Source organism: Rossellomorea sp. QJM3NY_18 (assembly GCF_056173145.1).
Genome location: NZ_CM149659.1, coordinates 1,591,665 through 1,616,394 on the forward strand (window position 1 = coordinate 1,591,665; position 24,730 = coordinate 1,616,394).

Annotated in this window: 27 protein-coding genes and 1 riboswitch; of the genes, 21 read left to right on the forward strand and 6 right to left on the reverse strand. The window is 41.1% G+C overall.

Annotated elements, in window-relative coordinates; genetic code table 11:
• Positions 1-41 precede the first annotated feature (41 nt).
• From AC0VXY_RS08180 to AC0VXY_RS08190, 3 genes are all read left to right on the forward strand, one after another.
• The gene (locus AC0VXY_RS08180; RefSeq protein WP_475527503.1) at positions 42-1,736 is read left to right on the forward strand and encodes a M3 family oligoendopeptidase; all 1,695 of its coding nucleotides are present in this window, start codon (positions 42-44) and stop codon (positions 1,734-1,736) included.
• Between the two features lie 124 nt (positions 1,737-1,860).
• Positions 1,861-2,892, forward strand: coding sequence for a YkvI family membrane protein (locus tag AC0VXY_RS08185; RefSeq protein ID WP_435991707.1), 1,032 nt, complete (start codon positions 1,861-1,863; stop codon positions 2,890-2,892).
• A 70-nt stretch (positions 2,893-2,962) separates the two neighbouring features.
• Positions 2,963-3,082 carry a DUF6254 family protein gene (locus AC0VXY_RS08190; RefSeq protein ID WP_219169248.1) on the forward strand — a complete coding sequence of 40 codons (120 nt, stop codon included), beginning with the start codon at positions 2,963-2,965 and terminating at the stop codon, positions 3,080-3,082.
• A gap of 40 nt (positions 3,083-3,122) precedes the next feature.
• On the opposite strand, the gene AC0VXY_RS08195 is transcribed toward AC0VXY_RS08190, so the two are convergent.
• Both AC0VXY_RS08195 and AC0VXY_RS08200 read right to left on the reverse strand, forming a co-directional pair.
• On the reverse strand, positions 3,123-4,508 hold the full coding sequence (locus AC0VXY_RS08195) for a DUF2254 domain-containing protein (RefSeq protein WP_475527504.1): 1,386 nt from the start codon (positions 4,506-4,508) through the stop codon (positions 3,123-3,125).
• A gap of 135 nt (positions 4,509-4,643) precedes the next feature.
• Positions 4,644-4,823, reverse strand: coding sequence for a YkvS family protein (locus tag AC0VXY_RS08200; RefSeq protein ID WP_475527505.1), 180 nt, complete (start codon positions 4,821-4,823; stop codon positions 4,644-4,646).
• Between the two features lie 165 nt (positions 4,824-4,988).
• Here AC0VXY_RS08200 and AC0VXY_RS08205 point away from each other — a divergent pair, with 165 nt between their 5' ends.
• The 12 genes from AC0VXY_RS08205 (at position 4,989) to ptsP (ending at position 14,769) form a co-directional block, all read left to right on the forward strand.
• Positions 4,989-5,183: a hypothetical protein gene (locus tag AC0VXY_RS08205; RefSeq protein ID WP_435991701.1), complete on the forward strand. Its 195-nt coding sequence runs from the start codon at positions 4,989-4,991 to the stop codon at positions 5,181-5,183.
• Between the two features lie 194 nt (positions 5,184-5,377).
• Positions 5,378-5,968, forward strand: coding sequence for a cell wall hydrolase (locus AC0VXY_RS08210; protein WP_435991699.1), 591 nt, complete (start codon positions 5,378-5,380; stop codon positions 5,966-5,968).
• A 98-nt stretch (positions 5,969-6,066) separates the two neighbouring features.
• Positions 6,067-6,246, forward strand: coding sequence for a Spo0E family sporulation regulatory protein-aspartic acid phosphatase (locus tag AC0VXY_RS08215; protein ID WP_475527506.1), 180 nt, complete (start codon positions 6,067-6,069; stop codon positions 6,244-6,246).
• Positions 6,247-6,388: 142 nt separating this feature from the next.
• Positions 6,389-7,126 carry an SDR family NAD(P)-dependent oxidoreductase gene (locus AC0VXY_RS08220; protein WP_475527507.1) on the forward strand — a complete coding sequence of 246 codons (738 nt, stop codon included), beginning with the start codon at positions 6,389-6,391 and terminating at the stop codon, positions 7,124-7,126.
• Between the two features lie 140 nt (positions 7,127-7,266).
• Positions 7,267-8,205 carry an AAA family ATPase gene (locus AC0VXY_RS08225; RefSeq protein ID WP_475527508.1) on the forward strand — a complete coding sequence of 313 codons (939 nt, stop codon included), beginning with the start codon at positions 7,267-7,269 and terminating at the stop codon, positions 8,203-8,205.
• The gene (locus tag AC0VXY_RS08230; protein WP_475527509.1) at positions 8,205-9,398 is read left to right on the forward strand and encodes a DUF58 domain-containing protein; all 1,194 of its coding nucleotides are present in this window, start codon (positions 8,205-8,207) and stop codon (positions 9,396-9,398) included. The genes AC0VXY_RS08225 and AC0VXY_RS08230 overlap by 1 nt, the downstream gene beginning before the upstream one ends.
• Complete coding sequence (locus AC0VXY_RS08235; RefSeq protein WP_475527510.1) at positions 9,368-10,624, forward strand: hypothetical protein; 1,257 nt, start codon at positions 9,368-9,370, stop codon at positions 10,622-10,624. The genes AC0VXY_RS08230 and AC0VXY_RS08235 overlap by 31 nt, the downstream gene beginning before the upstream one ends.
• Before the next feature lie 95 nt (positions 10,625-10,719).
• Complete coding sequence (locus AC0VXY_RS08240) at positions 10,720-11,334, forward strand: ABC transporter ATP-binding protein (protein ID WP_475527511.1); 615 nt, start codon at positions 10,720-10,722, stop codon at positions 11,332-11,334.
• Positions 11,335-11,352: 18 nt separating this feature from the next.
• Positions 11,353-12,135 carry an ABC transporter permease gene (locus AC0VXY_RS08245; protein WP_435991685.1) on the forward strand — a complete coding sequence of 261 codons (783 nt, stop codon included), beginning with the start codon at positions 11,353-11,355 and terminating at the stop codon, positions 12,133-12,135.
• Positions 12,136-12,207: 72 nt separating this feature from the next.
• Positions 12,208-12,465 (forward strand): hypothetical protein, encoded by a 258-nt coding sequence (locus AC0VXY_RS08250; RefSeq protein WP_435991683.1) that lies wholly within the window; start codon positions 12,208-12,210, stop codon positions 12,463-12,465.
• Positions 12,466-12,781: 316 nt separating this feature from the next.
• Positions 12,782-13,048: a phosphocarrier protein HPr gene (locus AC0VXY_RS08255; RefSeq protein ID WP_034756145.1), complete on the forward strand. Its 267-nt coding sequence runs from the start codon at positions 12,782-12,784 to the stop codon at positions 13,046-13,048.
• Entirely contained in the window at positions 13,048-14,769 is a 1,722-nt protein-coding gene (gene ptsP, locus AC0VXY_RS08260; RefSeq protein WP_475527512.1) for a phosphoenolpyruvate--protein phosphotransferase, read from the forward strand. The genes AC0VXY_RS08255 and ptsP overlap by 1 nt, the downstream gene beginning before the upstream one ends.
• Positions 14,770-15,373: 604 nt before the next feature.
• Here the strand turns inward: ptsP and AC0VXY_RS08265 are convergent.
• Complete coding sequence (locus tag AC0VXY_RS08265) at positions 15,374-16,525, reverse strand: aminotransferase A (RefSeq protein ID WP_435991678.1); 1,152 nt, start codon at positions 16,523-16,525, stop codon at positions 15,374-15,376.
• Between the two features lie 131 nt (positions 16,526-16,656).
• On the opposite strand from AC0VXY_RS08265, the gene corA reads away from it, so the two are divergent.
• The 4 genes from corA to queE all read left to right on the forward strand — a co-directional run bounded on the left by corA (position 16,657) and on the right by queE (position 19,765).
• A complete protein-coding gene (gene corA, locus AC0VXY_RS08270; RefSeq protein ID WP_435991676.1) occupies positions 16,657-17,652 on the forward strand; it encodes a magnesium/cobalt transporter CorA in 996 nt (331 codons plus the stop codon).
• 129 nt (positions 17,653-17,781) lie between these two features.
• Positions 17,782-17,826, forward strand: a riboswitch (PreQ1 riboswitch).
• 123 nt (positions 17,827-17,949) lie between these two features.
• Positions 17,950-18,615 (forward strand): 7-cyano-7-deazaguanine synthase QueC, encoded by a 666-nt coding sequence (gene queC / locus AC0VXY_RS08275; RefSeq protein ID WP_475527513.1) that lies wholly within the window; start codon positions 17,950-17,952, stop codon positions 18,613-18,615.
• Entirely contained in the window at positions 18,612-19,046 is a 435-nt protein-coding gene (queD, locus tag AC0VXY_RS08280; protein ID WP_435991672.1) for a 6-carboxytetrahydropterin synthase QueD, read from the forward strand. The genes queC and queD overlap by 4 nt, the downstream gene beginning before the upstream one ends.
• On the forward strand, positions 19,043-19,765 hold the full coding sequence (queE, locus tag AC0VXY_RS08285) for a 7-carboxy-7-deazaguanine synthase QueE (RefSeq protein ID WP_475527514.1): 723 nt from the start codon (positions 19,043-19,045) through the stop codon (positions 19,763-19,765). Before queD ends, queE begins: the two co-directional genes overlap by 4 nt.
• Before the next feature lie 57 nt (positions 19,766-19,822).
• Here queE and AC0VXY_RS08290 read toward each other — a convergent pair whose 3' ends face one another.
• The gene (locus AC0VXY_RS08290) at positions 19,823-20,020 is read right to left on the reverse strand and encodes a hypothetical protein (protein ID WP_475527515.1); all 198 of its coding nucleotides are present in this window, start codon (positions 20,018-20,020) and stop codon (positions 19,823-19,825) included.
• A gap of 334 nt (positions 20,021-20,354) precedes the next feature.
• Here AC0VXY_RS08290 and AC0VXY_RS08295 point away from each other — a divergent pair, with 334 nt between their 5' ends.
• Entirely contained in the window at positions 20,355-21,275 is a 921-nt protein-coding gene (locus AC0VXY_RS08295; protein WP_435991666.1) for a chemotaxis protein, read from the forward strand.
• A gap of 78 nt (positions 21,276-21,353) precedes the next feature.
• Here AC0VXY_RS08295 and AC0VXY_RS08300 read toward each other — a convergent pair whose 3' ends face one another.
• Positions 21,354-21,821, reverse strand: a complete 468-nt coding sequence (locus AC0VXY_RS08300) for a YkyB family protein (RefSeq protein WP_435991664.1) — start codon at positions 21,819-21,821, stop codon at positions 21,354-21,356.
• Positions 21,822-22,004: 183 nt separating this feature from the next.
• Complete coding sequence (locus AC0VXY_RS08305; protein WP_435991662.1) at positions 22,005-22,292, reverse strand: hypothetical protein; 288 nt, start codon at positions 22,290-22,292, stop codon at positions 22,005-22,007.
• 232 nt (positions 22,293-22,524) lie between these two features.
• Between AC0VXY_RS08305 and AC0VXY_RS08310 the strand changes: the two genes are divergently transcribed.
• Positions 22,525-24,618 carry a sensor domain-containing protein gene (locus AC0VXY_RS08310; RefSeq protein WP_475527516.1) on the forward strand — a complete coding sequence of 698 codons (2,094 nt, stop codon included), beginning with the start codon at positions 22,525-22,527 and terminating at the stop codon, positions 24,616-24,618.
• The last annotated feature ends 112 nt before the right edge of the window (positions 24,619-24,730 follow it).

Below are 24,730 nucleotides of genomic sequence, written 5' to 3' on the forward strand. Positions count from 1 at the left end.
AATACCTATAATCGGGATGAATTTAAGAGGAGGAACAAAGTATGAAGTTTGAAGAATATACATATAAAAGACCAAATCTGGAAGAGATTAAGCCGGCTTTCGAAAAGGTGCTCCAGAAATTTAAAGCAGCTTCAAATGTTTCAGAACAGATGGAAGCGATCAAGGAAATCAATGAAATTCGACTTACCATCGACACCATGCAGAATATTTGCTATATTAGGCATTCCATTGATACAAATGATGCTTTTTACAAAGAAGAGCAGGAGTATATCGATGATATGATGCCTGAGGTTTCGGGCATGGTGACAGAATATTACCAGGAACTGGTGAATTCCCGATATCGTCAGGAATTAGAAGATAAGTGGGGAAAGCAGTTATTTTCTCTTGCAGAGAGTGAAATCAAAACGTTTTCCCCTGAAATTATCACTCTGCTTCAAAAAGAAAATAAGCTTTCTTCCCAATATACGAAACTGGTGGCTTCTGCCAAAATTCCGTTTGAAGGCGAAGAGAGAACGTTGGCCCAAATGGGTCCCTTTACACAATCCGTAAATCGCGGGACAAGGAAAGAAGCAGCCTTTGCCACAGTCTCTTTCTTTGAAGAAAATCAGGAAGAATTAGATCGTTTATTCGATGAGTTAGTCAAAGTCCGTCATACGATTGCAACTACGTTAGGATATAAGAACTTTGTTGAGTTAGGGTACTATCGCATGACGAGGACGGATTATACACCTGATATGGTAAAGAATTTCCGTCGTCAGGTGAAGGAGCATATCGTTCCTCTTTCAACAGAGCTGAAAGAAAGACAGGGGAAGCGGATAGGAATCGACTCCATGAAATTTTATGATGAAGGATTTAAATTCACATCCGGCAACGCATCCCCTAAAGGAGACCCTCAGTGGATCATTGACAATGGTAAGAAAATGTATGAAGAGTTATCCCCTGAGACAAAGGAATTCTTTGATTTCATGATCGAACGCAATCTCATGGATTTAGAAGCGAAGAAGGGGAAAGCGGGAGGAGGGTATTGTACATATATTGCAGGGTATGAAGCACCCTATATCTTCTCGAATTTCAATGGTACGTCTGGCGATATCGATGTATTGACACACGAAGCAGGCCACGCATTCCAAGTATATTCAAGCCGTGGTTTCGATATTCCGGAATACATTTGGCCAACGTACGAAGCGTGTGAGATCCATTCCATGAGCATGGAGTTCTTCACATGGCCATGGATGAATTATTTCTTTAAGGAGGATACGGATAAGTATCAATTCTCTCATTTGAGTGAGGCACTGCAATTTCTCCCATACGGTGTAGCGGTTGATGAATTCCAGCATTTTGTGTATGAGAACCCTGAAGCCACACCTTCTGAACGGAACGCAGCATGGAGAAAGATCGAGAAAGAGTATCTGCCCCACAAAGACTACGATGGAGTTTCGTATTTGGAAAATGGAGGGTTCTGGCAGCGCCAATCCCATATTTACAATTCACCATTCTACTATATTGATTATACGTTAGCTCAAATCTGTGCTTTTCAATTTTGGAAGAAAATGAATGAGGATCGGGAAGGGACTTGGGATGATTATGTTTCCCTTTGTAAACTGGGTGGAAGCCGTTCATTCACAGCACTCGTGGAAGCGGCCCATCTAGACTCCCCATTCCAGGAGGGAACCGTCAAGAAAGTAATCGAACCAATCAGGCAATGGTTAAATGGAATCGATGATACAACCCTATAAATGAACCAGGACAGCCGCATTTTATGCGGCTGCTTTTTTTCGTTAATTAAAGAATTCTGTTCTTTTGCTTCTGATTTCCCGTGCTTGTACATAAGGTGAAGTAGAAGGTGTCAGAGGTGATGGGATGAAAAGAATGGCTGGATCGTTTCAGATTGCAGCAGTATATGTAGGAACTGTCATAGGAGCAGGATTTGCAACGGGAAGAGAAATTGTCGAGTTTTTCACTCGATTTGGTTTTGTCGGGTTTATTGCCATATTACTAAGTGGATACTTATTTATTACGATGGGAACCAAGATCATGCTCAAATCCCATGATATTAAAGCAAAATCCTTCGAGGAATTCAATGAATATTTATTCGGCAAATGGTTTTCAAAAATCATGAATATCGTCATGATGATCATGCTGATCGGAGTTTCAGCCGTCATGCTTTCAGGAGCAGGGGCCGTTTTTCAGGAGCAGCTCCTATTATCCAAACAGTTAGGCATTTTGTTGACCATCGGATTGGGTTTTTTAACGATGATGGTAGGTATGAAGGGCTTATTTGCTGTGAATACGTTTGTCGTTCCTCTTATGATTGTCTTCAATCTGCTCCTGATGGTGTATTCCGTTCGCAATGCGGATTTTTTGGATGCATTCCTCATGATCCCTCATGCGGAAGATGGTTGGAAATCGGTCGTGGCCCCATTTTCATATGTTGCATTCAATCTCGCCATGGCACAGGCTGTTCTCGTTCCAGTTGCAGGAGAAGTGAGAGATCGGGAAACCATTAAATATGGGGGGTATCTTGGCGGTTTCTTTCTTACACTCATTTTGATCTCCAGTCATATCACGCTGGTCATGATCCCGAATGTAACCCAGTATCAGATTCCCATGGCCGTGGTGATGAAGTCATTCGTAACAGGCTTCTACTTTATATATATCCTCATTATTTATGGTGAGATTTTCACTTCCGTCATTGGTGGCGTATTCGGACTCGAAAAACAGCTGGGAAACTATTGGAAAGGTTCATCTTTATGGACTTTTACCGGAATCTTCCTGATGATTTATTCTTTGAGCTTCTTTGAGTACAGTGAACTCCTATCCTATTTGTACCCTCTATTTGGCTATATGAGTTTGTTATTCATTATCCTTCTCTGGATGAAGCCGAATAAATGAAGTTCAAAAAGAGTAAAAAACGTGTCTGCTGCTCATGTTAATAGAGAGTAAATCAAAAGGAGTGACAAACATGACACAGTCCAAACATGAAAAAGAAAGACAGTGGAATGTAAGGAAAGAGGAGCAGCATCCTCACGGTAAAGTTTCTTCATTCAAGGAGCTCTCAGAAGGAAAGAAAGAAAAGCAATAAAAGGAAAACGGATGCTACAGGGCATCCGTTTTTAATTTGGTTATAAATCTTTATTATGATGATAAGAGTCATCGGTTTTGTATTGCTCGGGGAAGTATTTATTTCGTACTTCATCCTTGTCCCAATCGTCTTTACCGCAAGCTGTTGCGAGTTCGTCCAAATGTCTCATGATGTACTGCATATCAAGGTCCTGCAGGCTGTCATAGTCGATGCCTTCAAGTATATAATTCTTGAATGTCCAGACCAGCCGCTTCGTTTCACTGCTGTTATTTTCACCAATCATTCTCAGGGAACGCAGGATTTCTGCAATGATGGATACATCTTTTTTACCGTAATGCCTTAATTGATAAAAGCTTTTGTATAAATAATCGACAAAGGTCGGCTGCTCCAGAATGATACGCAACTGATTCTCGTCATCTGTCAAATAAGAGCTTGGAATCTTATGTTTTGCGAGCTTTGAAAGGATGATCCCGATTTCTTCAATGCAGTTCTTGGCTGTATTAGGGTCGTTGATGGCGGGGGAAATGGCCCTTAAGGCTATTTCCACAAGCTTCCGGATCCCGAGTTCAATGTCTTCCATAGGTTCTTTATCAGGACCCAGCACAAGGTAGCCGAGGTAATCTTCGGCGTCAATCTCTTCCTTCTCAGTCCAAACCGTCATCACAGGGGTTCCCTCAAGTAAGTATTCGCCAGGTGTCTTCACCATCCGTATAATGCTCTTATCCTTCCCGGATTTCTTGATCATCCCCTCAATATCAATCTGTTGCAGATATCCGGATGATTCACTGAACACATTTATGGGCTCGGTTTCCTTAAAAAAGGACTCATTGAATGTGGATGGTTCCTCTTGAAGGGCATTTCTTCTATATAGGTAGCTATTATCAATTTTATTATTCGTTTTAATGGTGATGTTATGGATTAAATTACTCACCTTCACCCAATTGGAAACGTGATGTACGAAATAAACGAAAACAAATAAACAAATAACTGCCACTACTCCTGCAAAAGCCGAGGAAATATATAATTCTTGACCTGATTCATCCTGTAGGAGGACCAGAAGGGTTATGCAATAGACCACACCAGACACAAAGATGGCAAGCACCCGTTGAGTCGGGCGATCATTAATGAAATTCTGTAAGGTCCTCGGTGAATACTGAGATAGGAATGTGGTGAGAACAACCATGATGGTTGAAAAGATAATGGTCGTCATCGTCATGATGGATGATGCAATCGTACTGATGATGGTCATGGATAAGTTGAAATTAGAGAACAAAACCTTTGGAAATATGGGATAGTTATGCTGACTTAACCACCAATCAAAATAAAAGGTGACAAGAGAAAGAAGTAAAGAAATCAGCGAAAACAAAAATGGCACAAACCAAAAGCTTTTTTGCGCTTTATTCAATATATGTATATTCAGGTTCATAACAGGGTTCCACCTTACGAGACAGTATGCTATCAGAATAACCTCAAAGCCGTCACCGTAAACCTTTCTATGTTGGTGCTACATCAAAAAAGGAGGAGGAAGTCCTCCACCTTATAAGAAAAAATATTTTTAGTATTATGTCTCTACAATCTTATAATTTTTATGATTCACCACCGTCTTTTCTTCTAATTCAAGTTCGCGGTAATTCTTCATATAAGTTAAGTCGACGATTACTGAATTTTCATTCACTTTCTCCACGATTCCTTTTAATCCTTCTCTAAATTCAATTACATTCCCAATTTCCGCTTTTTTCATCAAAAGCAGCTCCTTTTTGGCAAATTTCTACAAACAATTACTAATATTTTGACGCAAAGTCACGAAAAGGTAAAGAGTTTTCTAAAAATTCCATATAAAATTTATGACTTGAGCTCATTAGCCATTTGAAACTACAATAGAAACAGTGAAGATGGAGGTTTGGATATGAGTGAATCAGAAATTCTTGAACAGTTGCAATCATTGCGTACAAGAGAAGTAGAAGAAATAATGGTATTGAAGGAAGATTTTCTTGCTTTCCGATCTGTGCTGGTGAAGCAGGATGATTTTAAACAGTTCCGTGGGATAGCTAAACAAGGTGGAAATATCCTTTTTCAATATCTTGATACACCGAGAAGTTAAACGAAGTGAAGGAGGTCATCCTCTGCTTTCTTTGTTTGCATGAGGGCATCAGGTTCTTGCTGTGTATAAACATTATATGAACGGGTTTCTTCATGTAGTATTGAAGCATGAACGATTGGTGGTAACCATTACCTGCTGAAATTCTCCCCATTCATTGTTATCTTATGGGGGAACGCTATTTAGGAGGTAGAAATATGATTAAGAAGAGCTTTATTTTAGGAATTGCAGCACTTTCTTTTGTTACATTCTCTACTCAAACATTTGCTGCAGGGGGAGAACACACTGTAGAAAAGGGTGAGTCCCTTTGGGATATCGGTAAAGAGAAATCCGTATCCGTCATTCAATTAAAAGAAGCAAATAATTTGAAATCCAATGAAATCCAACCGGGTCAAACAATCGAAATCCCGGACAATAATGTAACAGCCGAAGATCGGGAGCTGCTTGCTAAGCTTGTATATGCAGAAGCGAAAGGTGAGCCATATGCAGGTAAAGTCGCAGTTGCAACCGTCGTATTAAACAGAGTGGATTCTGCTGAATTCCCTGACACTATCAAAAATGTAATCTATCAGGTTTCAAATGGACACTATGCTTTTTCACCAGTACAAAATGGACAAATTAACCAGGAGCCTTCACAGGAAGCGAGGGACGCTGTCCAGGAAGCCTTGGCGTTCAGAGGTCAGGGGAAGGGCTCACTCTTTTTCTATAATCCAGTGACATCTACAAGTGACTGGATCACAAGCAGGGACACCTTGCTGACAATCGGAAAACACCGTTTCGCAAAATAAGAATGATCGTGCACAATATATGAGTGTTCGGATATCTTTTTTCTTTCCTCTATGTGGGATTAATAGTAAAATAGAGAAAAGAAAAAGAGGTGATGTTGATGAATGGAACAATTGTTGCTCGAATTGAGTTGGTAAGGTGGAAAATGATAGAGTCAGGCCTTCGTTTAGGGTTGGACAGTCCCACTACCATTCAACTGAGTAAAGAGCTGGATACCTTGATCAATATTCATCTGCGAAATGATACTAAAAAAACAACTCATAATGAAATGATTCAATAATTAGTAAAGGGTTAACCCTTGGAACTCCCTCTTATTTTATAAAGAGAATTCCAACCGGGTTAACCCTTTTCTATTAAAGTAGATTGAATCTTCAGGGCTAAGGGTATCCTTCTATATAAACATTTCATGGGAGATGAAGAGAATGAAGAGCAAAATTGTATGTATCACAGGAGGAGCCAGCGGTATAGGGAGGACCCTGGTTGAAGAATTTGCCAGAGAGGGAGCCATGGTTGAATTCATGGATAAGGATGTGGAAAAGGGAAGAAAACATTCCAATAGGCTTAATGCAGAAGGATATACCACACGATTCCATGAAGCAGATGTGGGTGTCCCCGAGGAAGTGAAGGTCGTATTCGATAAAATAAAAGAAGATCATGGGGTGCTGGACGTTTTGATAAATAATGCAGGTGTCTCCAGATTCATATCCTTCTGGGAGATGGAACCTGACGACTGGAACAGCATTCTATCATCAAACTTAAGCAGCGTATTTTATTGCAGCCGGGAAGCGGCCCCATTAATGAAGGGTCGCGGAGGATGCATCATAAATATGGCATCCACAAGGGCTTCTATGTCCGAACCGGATACTGAAGCCTATTCAGCGACAAAGGGAGGCATTGTAAGCCTCACTCATTCACTGGCCATTACCTTGAGCGATATGGGGATCCGCGTCAATTCCATCAGTCCAGGATGGATTCAAACGGAAGACTATGATTCCTTGAGGGACATCGATCACAGTCAGCACCCTTCCGGCAGGGTAGGGGAGCCTGAAGATATTGCGAGGGCATGCTTATTCCTTGCCCACCCCGATAATGATTTCATTACAGGTGAAAACATCGTGATAGACGGGGGGATGACAAGGAAGATGATGTATGAACATTAATGGAAATAAAAAACCAACCACTCAACCATCCAGGCGAAGTGGTTAGTTTTTTTGAAAAAGGGATAATTTAACAATGAATTATGATAGAATGATATATATTTAGAAAATTTAATCAATATAGTGAATGAGGGGGAAAAAGAATGAATCGATTGGATTCAATCAAGAGAGAGATGAATAAAGTGCTAGTGGGCAAGGACAAAGAAATCGACCTGTTGCTAATTGCATTACTTCAAGAAGGACATGTTCTATTGGAAAGTGTCCCGGGTACAGGAAAGACTTTGCTCGCCAAAACATTCAGTCACTGTATCGATGGTGCATTTAAAAGGATCCAATTCACACCGGATGTGTTACCGAGTGATGTGACAGGTATACAGTTTTTTAATCCGAAAACACAGGAATTCGAATTAAGGACAGGACCCGTAGTCACGAACGTCCTCCTCGCAGATGAGATCAACAGGGCCACTCCGAGAACCCAGGCGAGTTTACTCGAAGTAATGGAAGAAAAACAAATCACCATAGACGGGGAAACCGTCCCATTAGAGCCACCGTTTATCGTGGTCGCCACTCAGAATCCGATTGAATCCCAACAGGGAACATTCCCACTGCCTGCTGCTCAGCTGGACCGGTTTTTATTGAAGATTCCGTTTACGTATCCTGATTTTGAAGAAGAGAGAGGAATATTAAACCGATTTAAATCAGCTGAACCATTAAATACAGTCAACAAAGTATTAGGATTGGATGAGTTACAATCATTGACACGTCTCGTTAAAGAAGTACATATATCCGAGGATATTGAAACGTATATTCTTCAAATCACGAGGGGAACAAGGGAACACGAATGGGTAGAGGTAGGTGCAAGCCCCCGAGCCAGCCTCGCACTTCTTAAAGCTTCCCAGGCACAAGCCTTCCTCGAAGGCAGGGATTTTGTGAGACCTCAGGATATCGTAGCCGTTGCCCCGTATGTTCTGCAACACAGGATCCAATTAACGATAGAGTCTTCCTTAACCAGAACAGCCGAAGAAGTGATCGAGGAAATTGTAGAAATGGCCGTTACTCCTGTTGAAGCGAGGCAAGCTTAGTGAAGTGGAAACGTGACATTGTCGAAGATCCCTATATATCCTTGACTCTAGTCCTGCTTGTCATTATCGGGGCAGCAAGTTTTTATGTACATTCCTATGTAGGACTAGGTATTTTTCTATTGATGATCCTCTATTTCAGAGTCCATCAATGGTATTTATCGAAAGTTGGTGAAGGCATCAGCATTGGAAGGACCACGAAGAGATTGAGGCTGCATTGCGATGAGGAGCAAAAGTGGGAATTTCAAATCCAGAACAAAGGCATGTCTATTTGGGGTGCGACTTTGAAAATCTCATTTAAAGATATCGTCATCCCCACTGTGCATCCCTACTCGTCAGGCGTGGAGGACAAGATTGAAGTGTCCATTCCTTTCTCCATCCGTAAAAACGATGAAGGAAGCATCTCTATTCCCGTTAAAGGAAAAAGGAGGGGATTATGCAAGATAACTAGTATGCAGTTAGAAATCCCCCATTTATTCGGAAGTGGGAAAGTGCTGTTGGATTTACTCGATAATGTCCCGTCCACCATTATCGTATTCCCAGCAGATTCTCCCGTGAAGATGGCCGAGCAACAGCTTACATGGAAACAGGGGGACGTCCCCATCCAACATTCATTATTTCATGATGTCTTTCACCAGGTAGGGACAAGGGATTACATTCAAGGAGACCGCTTCCAGGATGTTCATTGGAAGGCAACTGCCAGAACCGGCAGCCTTCAAACGAAGATCTATGCGCCTTCTACTCAAAAAGAGTGGATGATAGCCATCAATATATCTGATCGCTATGCCATCACCAACCAGCTCGAAGAAATCATCCGGTATGCTTCCTTTATGATGAAGCTTGCGGTAGAACAGAACATCACTTTCTCCCTTGTCTTAAACGTGAGATCCCAGGGGAGAACTCCTTACTATTATCTTCCACCTGGAATAGGTAGGGTTCACAGGCAGAGAGGAATGGAAATGCTTTCAACTCTATCGACAGATGAGTTTACGATTCCATTCCATATTGTTCTGAAGCATTTACACCTGAGGCAATTGGTTCCTTCTGTATTTATTGCTGCAGGGGCACTGGGGGCTCGTGAAGAAGCTTTACTGACAAAGATAGAGAAACAGAAAATCCAAGTTTACAAGTTGAAATCAGATCAAGAACAAGGAGTCGTCACATTATGGAATCGTACGCTGAAAGTTCCTTCTTGACCAAACATAAACAAATGCTCATGGTGAAAATGGGGCTCTATGTCGGCATCGATATTTTGTTCGCCCTATTGATGATCACATTCCTTTTTTCCAAAGAAGTTCTATTTAGCAGCTACGTCCCGTCCCTTTGTATCGTATTTATCATAGTCATGACATTTCTCATAGTAAGTACGTTGAGACCATGGATATTTAAACTATTTTTAGCGGCACTTGCTATTTCTCTGGTATTAAGTATCTACTTCTTCTCTGCCGCATGGTGGGTGATATTGGCTGTATTGGTTTTTTTACATTGGAGGATCACGTCGTATACTAAAAGTAAAGATGCATCCATAGAAGTGAGCAGCGGGTCGGTCCTGATATTTTTATTTATCGCGTCGGGTTCATTATTGACAGGTTCCATAAGAGACCTGGAAAATACGAATATCATCTACAGTCTGTTATTTATTTTGCTTTCAATCATCATCACGCTCACGCCAATTCAAAGGATGCTTGGCGATGTGAAAAACGGACATAAAAAAGTGCTATTGAAACCAATGGGACTTTGGTTCTTAGTAACAGTGGCAGGCGGTCTACTGGCGGTATTCAGCTCGCTGGCTAGTAAAGGGATCTATTGGGGAGCAGAAAAGGTGTTTTGGGTATTTTCTTTCTTGGTGGATCCAATTTATAATCTGATAATAAATATACAAAACATGCTCACGGGCTCGAATGGTGCCGAAAAGGGAACTGAAAACGATGTTCAAAAACAGGATTTCGGTGAGACTCCGGATTATGAACTTAGCCAGGGATTATCATTTTCCTGGGTGAATGAGGTTCTACTGGGGTTGTTGGTCATTGCAGTCATCATCTATTTGGTGAAGAAACGAAAATCCTCCTTTGACATGTCGAAGGAAGAACAAAACTCTCCAACCATGATGACTCAAAAAATTGTAACCCCTGACGAGGATGCTGATATAGGACGAATTTCTTATTCAAAAGCAAGAGACGTAATCCGGCTATCGATGGAGAAGTTCGAGGGGGAAGCTCACAGGAGGGAGGCAGGAAGAAACCAGAATGAGAACGTTCAATTATGGTTCAACCGAATCGGCCTCAGTGAATCTGAACGTTTTTTCTCTCTTTATGAACGCGTTAGATACGGTCAATCCGTTCCAAATCAGCAAGAAGTCGATTACTTCACAAATCAAATTGAACATCATATTGGTGAATTGAAAGAACGGAAAGATCAATAGAAGAAGCTAGTGCTTACATGCATCGTTCATTGTAAGCATTAGCTTCTTTATATTTTGTTCGGTAGGGTATGATAAATAAGAGGAGGAATCGTTATATGTTGTATGAATTAAGAGATGTGCATTATAAAGATATTTTACATATTAAGGGGATGGACATTTCCGAGCACCAGACGACCTGCCTTGTAGGGGAAAGTGGTGCCGGGAAATCTACTCTGTTGAAATTGTTGAATAAAATGAATATACCAGATAGGGGACATATCCGTTATAAAGGGAATTCCTTGGAAAAGGTGGATCCGGTGAAGCATAGGAGAGAAGCTGTCATGATTTCTCAAACACCTCTTCTGTTTGGAGAAACAGTGGAAGAAAATCTTCAGAAAGGGCTGGTCTTTTCAGAAAAGACCCTGGCAAACCGGGAGGAACTATTGAAGATATTGACCATTGTCAAGCTGGATAAACCATTGGAGACTCCTGCAGAACAGCTGTCTGGCGGTGAGCGCCAGCGATTATCCCTTGGCAGGGTGTTAGCAATGAAACCTGCTGTCTATTTATTGGATGAACCTACGTCGGCTCTTGACGAAGAAACAGAGATTGAAGTGATGAAGAGTTTTATTACGTGTGCAAAAGGGCATGGAGGGACCATCATCATGGTTACCCATTCTACCAATGTAGCTAACGAGTACGGCGAAGAAATCATTAGGATTTCAAAATAGCAGAAGGAGAGTTCGACATTGGAAAAAGGAATTATCGATATAGAATTATGGAGATTCATTGCAGCGTATCTTTTTGTCCTCCTCTTGTTATTCATCGTGAAATGGAGGGGTATCTCAAGGGAAAAACAAATCATACTCGCTTCTTTCCGGATGACCATACAATTGATTATCGCGGGATACATATTAACGTATATTTTTGATCATCCCAGCCCCTGGCTAACCTTAAGTATCATAGTCGTAATGGAATTATTTGCTATCAGGAATATATTCAAGCAGGTCAAGTATGAAATGGATCAAAAGCTGAAATTTATCACAGCTATCTCATTAAGCGCAGGAACACTGATCAGCTTGTTTTATTTCAATATGGTTGTCATCCATTTCTCCCCATGGTATGAACCAAGATATTTCATTCCGATTGCAGGGATGATAGTGGGGAACGCGATGACGGGCATAACACTTGGAATCAATACCCTCCTCGGAGGATTGATAGATCAGAGAGAAAAAGTAGAAGGAGCTTTGATGCTCGGGGCAACCCCTAAAGCAGCCTCTAAGACTTATTTGGATAGTGCATTTGATTCTGCCATTCTCCCCACTCTGAATAATATGCTTGGGATGGGCATCATTTTTCTTCCTGGGATGATGACAGGTCAAATCCTTTCAGGAGTAAGCCCCCTGGTGGCCATTGAATATCAGATTGCCATTCTGTTAGGAATTGTCGGAAGCGTTGCATTGACTGTCGTCCTATTTATTATAATGGCGTATAAGCGACTATTTACAAAGGATGCCCAATTGAATATTTGATAGCTCTCCCGTTCTAATCTAGTTTCCACGGCATATGCTAGAGAAAGAATGATAGAAAGGGGAGGGTTCCATTTGAAATACGAAATAGAGCAGGCACTGCGGGTGAAAAGCCTTGCCATCGATGTGATGGAAGAATTAATGAAAGAAGACAGGAAGCATAGCGTTCAAGAACTAAAGCAGCTGTCAGAATTATTCTCCCGATGTATTTGTGACTTGGTCAATGTATACTCAAATATCTCAGAAGATCATGAAATAACATTGAAAGGAACGGTCATAAAAGCAAAGATCGGCTATAACCTCATGAAGGCTGAAGCAGTTGAAAAAGAATAGTATGACAACGGAAGGACTGGCTCATACTAAGGACTCCATATCGGATGGATATGGAGTCTTCGGAACGTTTAATTCTATGAGGCTTACAATAAATCATCAAATTTTACATAATAAGGTTCATAACAGTGGCAAATTTATGAAATACTAAAAAAATCAAGCTTTACAATTGTGTATATCCTCATAGCATGCTATTCTTTTTTATTGAACAGCTTTATAGGAATATTGGATTAATCACTAGAAATAGTTGACGTTTTCTTTATAATCCTTTACTTTTATGAAGCAACTAAAAACAAGATAATTGAAGGAGTCGATTCACATGGCACAAAAAACATTTACAGTTACAGCTGAAACAGGAATTCATGCTCGTCCGGCAACTCTTCTAGTTCAAACGGCAAGCAAATTCGACAGCGATGTACATCTAGAATACAAAGAAAAGAAAGTAAATTTAAAATCAATCATGGGTGTTATGTCTTTAGGTGTTGGTAAAGGTGCAGAAATCACAATCATTACTGAAGGTAGTGACGAGGAAGAAGCGTTAAACAGCTTACAGGAAACATTGAACAAAGAAGGTTTAGCTGAGTAATGTCCAGTCTCTTAAAAGGAATTGCGGCATCAAATGGTATTGCCATAGCGAAAGCGTATCGTTTGGTCGAACCTGATCTGAATTTCGAAAAGAAAAGCGTAGACAATGCTGAACAGGAAGTTTCACGCTTCCAGGATGCCATTTCGACATCTAAATCAGAGCTTGAAGCGATCCGTGATAAAGCGAGAGTTGATTTAGGCGAAGACAAAGCTCAAATCTTTGAAGCGCATCTTCTTGTCTTAAGCGATCCAGAACTACTGACACCTATCGAAGACAAAGTAAAATCAGAAAATGTAAACGCTGAATTCGCCCTTAAAGAAACAGCGGATATGTTCGTATCCATGTTTGAATCCATGGATAACGAGTATATGAAGGAACGTGCGGCGGATATCCGTGACGTGACGAAACGTGTCCTTTCTCACCTTTTGGGCGTGCAGATTGCAAACCCAAGCATGGTAACAGAAGAAGTGATCGTGATTGCAGAGGATTTAACTCCTTCTGACACGGCACAATTAAATCGTGAATTCGTTAAAGGATTCACAACGGATATCGGTGGAAGGACATCACACTCGGCCATTATGGCACGTTCAATGGAGATCCCGGCTGTAGTGGGGACGAAATCCATTACTTCCTCTGTTGAAAATGGTGATATGATCATCGTTGACGGATTAAATGGAGAAGTACATATTAATCCGACTCCGGAAGTCATCGAAGAGTACAAGAAAGAACATGCCCGTTATGAGGAACAAAAGGCTGAATGGGCGAAGCTCGTGAACGAACCGACGGTATCCAAAGATGGGGAGCATGTTGAACTTGCTGCCAATATCGGGACACCTAAGGATCTTGAAGGGGTAAAGAATCACGGAGGAGAAGGTGTAGGACTGTATCGTACAGAATTCCTATACATGGGTCGTGACGAATTACCGTCAGAAGATGAGCAATATGAAGCGTATAAAGCTGTCTTAGAAGGAATGGAAGGTAAACCTGTGGTGGTTCGTACCCTTGACATCGGTGGGGATAAAGAGCTTCCTTACTTAAATCTGCCGAAAGAAATGAACCCTTTCCTTGGGTATCGTGCAATCCGTCTTTGTTTAGATGAACAGGATATCTTCCGTACACAGCTTAGATCGTTATTAAAGGCAAGTCCATTCGGAAACTTGAAAATCATGTTCCCGATGATTTCAAATCTTCAAGAGTTCAGAGAAGCGAAAGCGATCCTGGAAGAAGAGAAGAAAGCCCTTCTTGAAAATGGGACAACGGTAGCTGATCACATTGAAGTGGGAATCATGGTGGAAATTCCTTCAACTGCTGTCATGGCGGATGTATTTGCCAAGGAAGTTGATTTCTTCTCGATCGGGACTAATGATCTGATTCAGTACACAATGGCTGCCGACCGCATGAACGAGCGCGTTTCCTACTTATATCAACCGTATAACCCTGCCATTTTACGTCTTGTAAAAATGGTGATCGATGCGGCTCATAAAGAAGGAAAATGGGCAGGTATGTGTGGAGAAATGGCTGGAGATGAGATTGCCGTACCGATCCTGCTTGGATTAGGTTTGGATGAGTTCTCAATGAGTGCAACGTCCATTTTGAAGGCGCGTTCTCAAATCCGTCAGTTGAATCGTGCTGAAATGAAAGATTTGGCTGAACAGGCATTACAATTAGACACCAATGATGCGGTCATTTCTGCAGTGAAAAAAGCGACATCAATGGAATAAATGTAGGTTTAAATGGTGGAAATGAGGGTAATATATCTAAGAAGAATAAGGCACACACCCTTTGGGCCTTTTTATTCTCATTTCCCCCTTTCTTGTGGATTGAAGGAACGCTTGGTTCTTTCAATCCCTTTTTCTATTTCAAAGGGAATTTCTCATTTTACAAACCACGTTCAGTTCATTACCCGAATTCACTTGTTTATTATACTGTATGAAAGCGCTTTTTTAAAGTGTTTTACTAAAATAACTTTTTGGGACACCCGCTGTGTTTGAACCTGCATTAGATGACGATTTTCTTCAGTGTAGAGGGTTTCGTAATAAATAAAAATTTTTTTATAAAAAAGTAGAAAGACGGTTTATCATCTTTAAAAGCGGGTATTCTATTACTAAGCATGAAATTGGAGATTAATTTCTCACTAACACCCCCTTTTCCTTTTTTTATTGAACTAACTCAGGTAACTGTGTTGGTTCTTTTTTTTGTTGTTTGTCCATTAAATAGGACTTAAGATGAATAATAAGTATATGCTGATCAATTAAGTGGATCAAAAGAACAATAAAGGGTATTGACAAAGAGGGACGGACCTTGTTGCAAGGTCCGTCCCTCTCATTAGGATTGGATGAAGGATTGAAGCCGGTCGAGTCCTTCTGTGAGTTGATCCATGGAACAGGCGTAAGATAGTCGGAAATATCCTTCTCCTAGTGGGGAAAAGGCATCACCAGGAACGACAGCCACTTTTTTCTCCTGAGCCAGGGCCAGGGAGAAATCAAATGAGCTTAACAGTACGTTATCCGGTATTTTCACGAAAAAGTAAAAGGCACCGTGGGGTTTGACGATTCCCTCAAATCCCATATCAATAAGTCTGTCGTATACATAGTCCCTTCGTTTTTTATACTCTTCCTTCATATCCCATGCGTCGTCTTTTCCAGCTGTCAGAGCTTCATAAGCTGCTTTTTGGGAGATTGACGAAGCGCAGGACACATTATATTGGTGTACCTTCAAAAGGTGCTTCGAAATGGCCTCAGGAGCGAAGATCAGGCCAATCCGCCAACCTGTCATGCTATGTGACTTTGATAATCCATTCACGATGATCGTTTGCTCTCTTAAATACTCTGCAATGGAATGATGAGAACCATCAAAGGTAAGTTCACTATATATTTCATCAGCCAATACAAAAATGTCCCGGCTCTTGAGTAATTCAGCAATTTCTTTCAGTTCTTCCTTTGATAAGCTTACCCCTGTTGGATTCGAGGGGTAAGGAAGAATGATGCATTTGGTTGAAGGGGTCAGGCTGCCCTCGATCAATGCTGCATCTAATTTAAACTCATTTTGGGTAATATCGATATGGACCGGATTGGCACCACATAGTTTGATGATGGGTTCATATCCAGGATATACGGGTCCTGGAAGGAGGCAGTCGTCACCCTGGCACAGAATCGTCCGCAGAATCACGTCGATTCCCTGTGATGCACCATTTGTGACAATAACTTCTGTTGCAGGGTCATATTCTACATGATATTTTTCTTTTACGAATGAAGCAGCTGCTTCACGTAATTCGATATATCCCGCATTGTGGGTATAAGAAGTGAAATCTCCATCAATGGCCGCTTTTCCTGCGTCTTTAATATGTTGAGGGGTAGGGAAGTCAGGTTGACCGATTGTAAGGGAAATCATATCGTCGATGTCTGACACCATGTTGAAAAATCGTCGTATACCAGAAATTTGTATGTCCCTGACCCTTGGGTTAATGTGCTGTTCCAATATGTACACCTACTTTGATTGTTTGATTCATATTTTAACATTAAATTGAACGGTTACGCAGGGGTTTTGTTTGGATCGAGGAGAAAAAGGGAAAGGATAAAAAATGAAAAAAGATAGTTAGGGAGAGCCATATGATTCGAACAAGTATAATCATGGAAAACGGGGAAATTCAAAGTGATGTTCCCTTATCAAGAATAAAGGAAAAAGATGTAAAATGGTACTGGGTGGATTTCTCTGAGCCTTCAAGTAAGGACATCAGATTGCTTAAGTTATATTTTCGATTTCATCCACTTGCGATTGAGGATTGTTTGGATGATTTCAGTCAACGTCCCAAGCTTGATTTTTATGATCAATACATCTTTGTGCTCATGCACGGAATCAATTCAAAAACCCTTGATTCCCATGAGGTGAATATGTTTGTGAATTCAAGATTTATCGTTACGTTCCATAAAGAACCTGTCAGTCAGTTAAAACAAATATGGGAAGAAATGAAAGAAGAAGGGGGCGAGCTCAGCCCGTTTAAAGTCATGCATAGAATCGTTGACCGGCTCGTGGATGATTATTTTCCCCTTGTGTATAAGATAGAAGACCGCCTCAATAGGATTGAAGATAACACGAATGAAGAAGCCGACAGTGATCTAATGGATGAGTTATTTGATATCCGACATGACATGTCAAAGCTCCGTCGCACCCTGGTGCCGATGAGGGATCTAATGTATCGCATCAGTAATTCGGGCAGATTGAATGCACTGAAGGAAGAGCAGCTATACTTCAATGACGTATATGATCATTTAATAAAGCTTGTAGAAATGCTTGAATCTTATCGGGAATTCTCATCGGATATACGTGATAATTATTTATCGATCAATTCAGATAAAATGAATAACATCATGATGACATTGACGGTCATCACGACGATTTTCATGCCCCTTACCTTTATTGCAGGTTTATATGGGATGAACTTTGTCAACATGCCTGAACTCGATGAGCCCAATGGTTATTTCATCGTCCTGGGAGTGATGGGACTCATAGCACTGATCATGTTTGGGGCCTTTTTGAAAATAGGCTGGCTGCGTTTCGGGTCGAAAAAGAGAAGGAAGAGGAGAAGGCTCCTTCGTTTAAAATAGTCAGGCACCTGATCTTCCACTTATTTTCGAAAAATATGCTAGTGAATTGTAGATTTTTTTGTGAAAAAACGTTATATTGGTTGAGGACATTGAAGACAATAGAAGAAGAATTGGGTCTATATATACGATACCCGAGAGGTTCTAGCACAACCCTCTATAAAAAACTAAGGAAAACGGCATCCTTAGGTGTCGTTATTTTTTTGTTAGTGGCAAGCGAAAGCCTATATTATAGAGTCTGACAGAATCTCTTTCTTCTTTTTATGGCAAAAGCCTGTAGAAGAGAAAGGAGAACCTTATATGAACACAGAGAAAGCGTTAGTCGTATTCAGTGGAGGTCAAGATAGTACAACGTGTTTGTTTTGGGCAAAGAAAGCATTTAATGAAGTAGAAGCAGTGACTTTCAACTATGGACAGAGACATGTTGCAGAGCTTGACTGTGCTAAAGAAATCGCTGAGGATCTGAATGTACCTCACCATATATTAGATATGAGTTTGTTAAATCAACTGGCGCCAAGTGCGCTTACAAGAACGGATGAAGAAATTACCCATCACGAGGGGGAATTACCTTCCACATTTGTTCCTGGAAGAAATTTATTATTCTTATCATTTGCCGGCATTTTAGCCAAGCAAATCGGTGCGAAACATATTGTGACGGGTGTATGTGAAACGGATTTCAGCGGGTATCCAGACTGCAGGGATATCTTTGTGAAATCATTGAATGTATCCCTCAATCTATCTATGGATGAACAGTTTGTCATTCATACCCCCCTTATGTGGATCAATAAAGCCCAAACGTGGGAAATGGCCGACGATTTAGGAGCGTTCCATTATATTCAGGAAAATACCCTTACATGTTATAACGGTTTGAAAGGGAGCGGTTGTGGGGAATGTCCTGCTTGTGAACTGAGACAAAGGGGATTGGATGAATATATGAGTGGCAAGAAAGAAGGAAAGGGATCATGATTCAACAGATATACCCTGTTCCCGATCATCCATATGAATTTGAATTAAATAAAGATATGCATTTTGCTGCTGCACATTATATTCCTCATGTGGAAGCAGGAAGCTGCCAGGAGGTTCATGGTCATACGTACTTTGCCAATATTACGATTGGAGGAGATCAACTCGATGATTCAGGATTCCTCATTAATTTCCAACATATAAAAAAACTGATCCATAAACGATTTGATCATACGATGATCAATGAGGATGAACGATTTTCTTCAGAGAGAGGGACGGAATTTCCAACGACAGAAGTAGTGGCGAAAGTCATGTGGGAAATCATCCAGGAACATTTAGACACGCTTCCCCACCGGCCACAGTGTCTTCAAGTGTTCTTAAGGGAAACCCCTACCAGCTATTGTATATACAGACCAAAGAGGAAACGCTCATGAAGAAAATTCCCGTACTGGAAGTATTCGGTCCAACCATTCAAGGGGAAGGGATGGTCATCGGCCAAAAAACAATGTTTGTCAGGACTGCCGGATGTGATTACAGCTGTGCATGGTGTGACTCAGCCTTTACATGGGACGGGTCTGCCAAAGAAGATATCATGCTCATGACGGCAGAAGATATTTGGCATAGATTGCTGGAAATAGGGGGGGATAAATTTTCTCATGTAACGATTTCAGGTGGGAATCCTGCTCTACTTGCCAGCTTGAAGGAACTTATTGACATTTTCAAGGAGAATGGCATAGATTCAGCCCTTGAAACACAGGGAAGCAAGTGGCAGGACTGGTTTTATGATATCAGTGATCTGACCATATCTCCCAAGCCGCCAAGTTCAGGCATGGTGACGGACTATGAGAAACTTGATGAGATTGTTCATCGATTAGGGGAGAACTCTTCACAGTTCAGTTTAAAAGTGGTGGTGTTTGACGATTCCGATTTAGAATATGCCACACGCATCCATCATCGCTACCCCGGTGTACCATTTTATATCCAAACGGGCAATCCTGCCGTTGCAGAAGGTGACACAGCCAAGCTGGTTTCCGATTTACTGTTGGATTATGAAACACTCATAGATAAAGTGTGTGAAAGAAAAGAATTAAATAATGTTCGTGTGCTACCACAGCTCCATACATTGGTATGGGGGAACAAGCGGGGGGTGTAGGATGAAAAGCGATTGATGGGCTCCCATACAATCGCTTTTTCTATTGGCTTGACCCAATCAAGGCATGGTATCTTCATCCGACTGATTCCTGCGCTTTTGTCCTTCAATATACGAAAGTTCATCCGGTTCATCCTTGCCCTCTGCATTCTTCCCGAGAGCAATCAAGGGAAGATTATTCTGTGCAGGCAGAATATGGTCACTAATATCATCAAAATCAGGCAGGCCCCTGCCTTCATAACCTCTACGATCCGTCATAACAACACCTCCTGTCCTTAGTATGGATTAGGAATTCAATTCTAGTCTTCTTTACCTTTACTGCTTATAACGATGCGTGTGCTGGTTGGTTGATTTCCGCTTCAGGTGCTCGCTTTCCGCGGGGCGTGAGTTGAGCCTCCTCCCCTCCGGAAAGCAAGTGCCTGGAGCGGAAAGGAACGGTCCTTGTATTCACTATTATCTCATCTTAGATAGAACAAATTATAAACATCTTTATCTACTGTCATCTAACAGTTATCCCCGAACCGACTTTTTTCTTGCCCGCATGTAAAGAAGTTCCTGGTTTGTTCGATATAAGTAGGGAGGGCAATAATGTATGGAAGGACGAAAATCATTGAATCAATCAAACGGAATACTTCTCGAAAGTGGTACAAATGAACTAGAAATCGTTGAATTCGAGGTTCAAAACAATAAATTTGGGATTAATGTCATTAAAGTGAAGGAAATCATCCAGCCTACTGCGGTGACACCGATTCCCCACTCACACCCCCATGTGAAGGGACTAGTTCAATTAAGAGGGGAAGTACTGCCGGTCGTGGATATGGCGAGGGTACTTGGGGCGGAAGAAGAGGAAACAACGAAGTCAAAATATATTGTAGCTGAATTCAATCAGCAGAAGGTCATCTTTCATGTCCAAAACGTCACTCAAATCCATCGCATTTCCTGGAATCAAATCGAGAAACCTTCTGAAATGTATTCAGGTATCCATTCGGGGATTATCGGGGTGATCAAGAGGGAAGAAACCATGATTCTACTTTTGGATTTTGAGAGCATCATGCTAGAGATTAATCCTGAAACAGGAATCCGCGTAGATCAAGTGAAAAAATTAGGTCCAAGAGAGAGAAGGAACAAGAGAATTATTGCAGCGGAGGATTCCCCATTACTTCGGAAGCTGCTGAACGACACTCTGAAAGAAGCTGGATATGAGGATGTAGAGTTCTTTGAAAACGGAGCCGATGCCTTTCAATATTTAGAATCCATTGTGGATGGGGATCAGGACGTGAAAGAAAGCGTACAACTTGTTCTGACGGACATTGAAATGCCACAGATGGATGGGCATCATTTGACAAAAAGAATCAAAAATCATCCAAAGCTTAATGGACTTCCGGTCATCATCTTTTCATCTCTTATTACAAATGATTTAAAGCATAAAGGCGAGAAGGTAGGGGCGGAAGATCAGATCAGCAAACCCGAAATCGCTGAGCTTGTTTTAAAAATCGATCAATACATTCTGTAATCCCACTAAAAAAGGGTTTTGACCATTGTCAAAACCCTTTAGAGGATATATGCGTTGCTGTACTAAAATCAGTGGGTATTAAAAGAAGCTATCGCCCAATTTTTTGAATACAGGCTTTTGATATTGATTTTTTCCCGTCTTTCGCATCTGATCGGTATGATCTGACATTCCTGTATACTGTTCCAGAATTCCTTTTGCCTGTTGTAACCCCATTTTACATTTCGGGTTTCGCAGGCTTTGATCGAGTGATCCCAAATGTGGAAGCTCTTTGAAATCTTCTTTTGCAGGAGGGAGATGGAACGTATATTCTCCGCAATCAATCAAGACATCAGATTGTTGTTGGCTGTTCTTTGGGTTTTTAGAGAAGTGAAGTCCCACTTTTTTGGCCTTGCCTTCCCTGATCATTTTCATTAAGGCTCGTTTTTTTAATGAATATAAGTATTTTGGGTTACCTGCTGTTTTCGCATGACGATTCACAGTGAAAATAGCTTGAGAGAGGGTAATGACAGATGTGGAAGAAGGGGTGGATTTACTAGTGTTTCTCAAGTTATTGGCTCCTTTCTAGTGTATTCATCTCTATTATACCCCCTTTCCCTAAGATTGGAAAGGGTACCGAGGGGAGTTTAATGGTAAAGGTCGCAGGCCGTGCGATGGGGAGAATTGAGAGGAAGGACAATAAAGGCTCTACCTAAACAATGTAAGGGTACATTTTTCAGGAGAGCCTTGCGATTATCGTCCGGGATATATATTAATATTCTCAGTAAAGTTATTCGGTGAAGATTGAAAACTGTTGACACCATAGGGTTGTTGATAGGCAGGATAAGGATACCCTCCATAAGGCGGATAAGGCGGGTAGCATGCCGGTCCGTAGCAAGGTCTATTGAAAAGCAAAGGACTGATGGCCAATCCTGCTAAACCTCCTGCTAAAAATGGTAATCCAAAGAATGGGAAGAAACGCTGATCGCCCCCCCTGTAAGGCAGATAGCTTCGATGCGGGTAATATGCATATTGGTACATAATTAAAGAAAACCTCCTCTCTCTAATTATTCTATGGTTTATGATCAACCTGTGCGCCTGTCCCGAATATATTGGGCATATGAAAGGGAAGCAGCAGGCATAAAGAAATGGACTCTCAGGAAATACAACGAATATTCTTACAAGAATGTAGGAAAATCAAAGGTGAATGAGTAAAATGGAAGCAGGATGCATGATACAGATAAAAACATAAGCATAAAAGGATGAAGAATCCATGAAATGGAAAGACCTGACCACCACCATCAGTCAAGATCAGAAGTGCCTCGACACAGTCTTGAAAGAATTAATATTAGACCATATACACGATATGATCTTCATTATGAAGGTAGAAGAAGGAAACATTTTCAGGTACGCCTATGTCAATGAATCTGCTATGAGGTACACATCCATCCAACAGGAGGATATGGGGCGCCTATTGGAGGATGTGATGCCTTTGGATGTGGCAGTCGACTTACAGAAGAGATATACGGATTTAGTGGAGATGGGTGAGAGCATTACCTATCAGGACGCTTTTGAAGCCATAAATGGAAATCAAGTAGTGAATGAGTCCATTTTGACACCAATTACGAATGAAGGTGGAAAAGTTGAGTATGTCGTCTCCATTACTAGGGATATTACACCTTCAATAGAAGAAAAAATGAAATTGAAAAAAGCCAAGGAACGATACAAGTCCATCATAGAACATAATCTGGATGCAATTTTTATTTTGGACTCACAAGGAGTCATTAAGGACTCTAATAGAGCAGGATGTTTACTATCAGGATATAAAAAAGACGCACTCGTCAACATGAATATCTTTGATTTAATTAAGGCTCAGAACCATAAGGCATTGGGTGATGCCCTTTTCCAAACGTTATCGGGAGCTCCGTCTTCCATTGATTATTGTCTTCTTTTGAATGAAAAAGGCAAAGAAAGAATAACTCAATTGAAAATGGTCCCCATCGTGGTAAACCAAAAATGTGACGGATGTTATATCATCGTGAAAGATATCACCAAGCATCATGAACAAAGTGAAATGATCCATTATATGGCCCTTCATGATCAATTGACGGGAATATGGAACAGAAAGGCTCTCGATGATCATATCCCTTTGATCATTCACAACATGGAAGAAAGGGGAGTAGAACTTTCCCTTTTATATCTGGATTTGGACCGGTTTAAATTTGTGAATGACACATTGGGGCTAAAGGGTGGCGACCGTTTTCTGAAAAGCATCACAGAGCGCTTGATCACTCTCACCAATGAGGATTGCTTACTGTACAGGCAAGGTGGAGATGAATTTATCTTCCTCTTGAAAAATAGCAGCTTTGAAGTTACAAAGACAAAAGCAGAAGAGATCCTGGCGTTATTTATCGACCCTTTTACAATCGACAATCAGGAATTTTATATATCCCCCTCCATCGGCATCAGTCGTTATCCTGCAGACGGCTATGATTCCAATTCCCTCATTCAAAAGGCCGCCCAGGCTCTGTTTGAGGTGAAAGAAAAAGGAAGGGCACATTATCGTTTTTACCAAACCCATATGAAATCGAGTTTTCCAAACTATATCATTATGGAATCTCATTTGAGAAAAGCGATAGAAAAAGGCGAGTTGTATGTTCATTATCAACCACAAGTCAATTTATCGACTGGAACCATCGACAGTTTCGAAGCTTTGATTCGCTGGAATAATCGAAAATTCGGATTCGTGTCACCTGCCCAATTCATTCCGCTTGCAGAAGAAACAGGTCTGATTCATCAGATTGGTGAATGGGTGTTGGAGCAGGTTTGTATTCAGTTGCAAAAGTGGAGGATCAAGGGATACAGGTCAGTGCGGGTCGCTATCAACATTTCCCCGAAGCAATTTCTGCAGGAGCAATTGGTGGAAACAATCGATTTCTATTTATCAACGTATACGATCCCCGCTTGCTGCATAGAAATTGAAATTACGGAGGGAGCTATGCAAGATACTCAGCAAACCTTGAAAATGCTGAGGAAACTGAAAAATCTTGGAGTGTTCATATCTGTGGACGATTTCGGTACGGGTTACTCTTCCCTTCATTATTTAAAACGATTTCCCATCGACATCTTAAAGATTGATCAATCGTTCGTCAAGGAGATCGGGATGAATCATAAAGACTCAGCCATCACGACAACGATTATCCATCTTGCCCACAGTCTGGGTCTTGAAGTCATAGCAGAGGGAGTGGAGCGCGAGGGTCAAGTCGACTTCTTGAAGAAGGCAAATTGTCAGAAGGCTCAAGGTTACTTTTTTAGTAAACCGATAGGGCCAAAAGAAATTGAGCAGCAGCAATTCGTCCTTATGTAATTGCAAGGTAAGGATATGCAGGTAATACAGAGTATCACCTTAAATGTTTGACAGAGTAATTCCTATGACTTATTTTAAAGTGAGGAGAGTAATAGGTTCATAGAAGGATAAG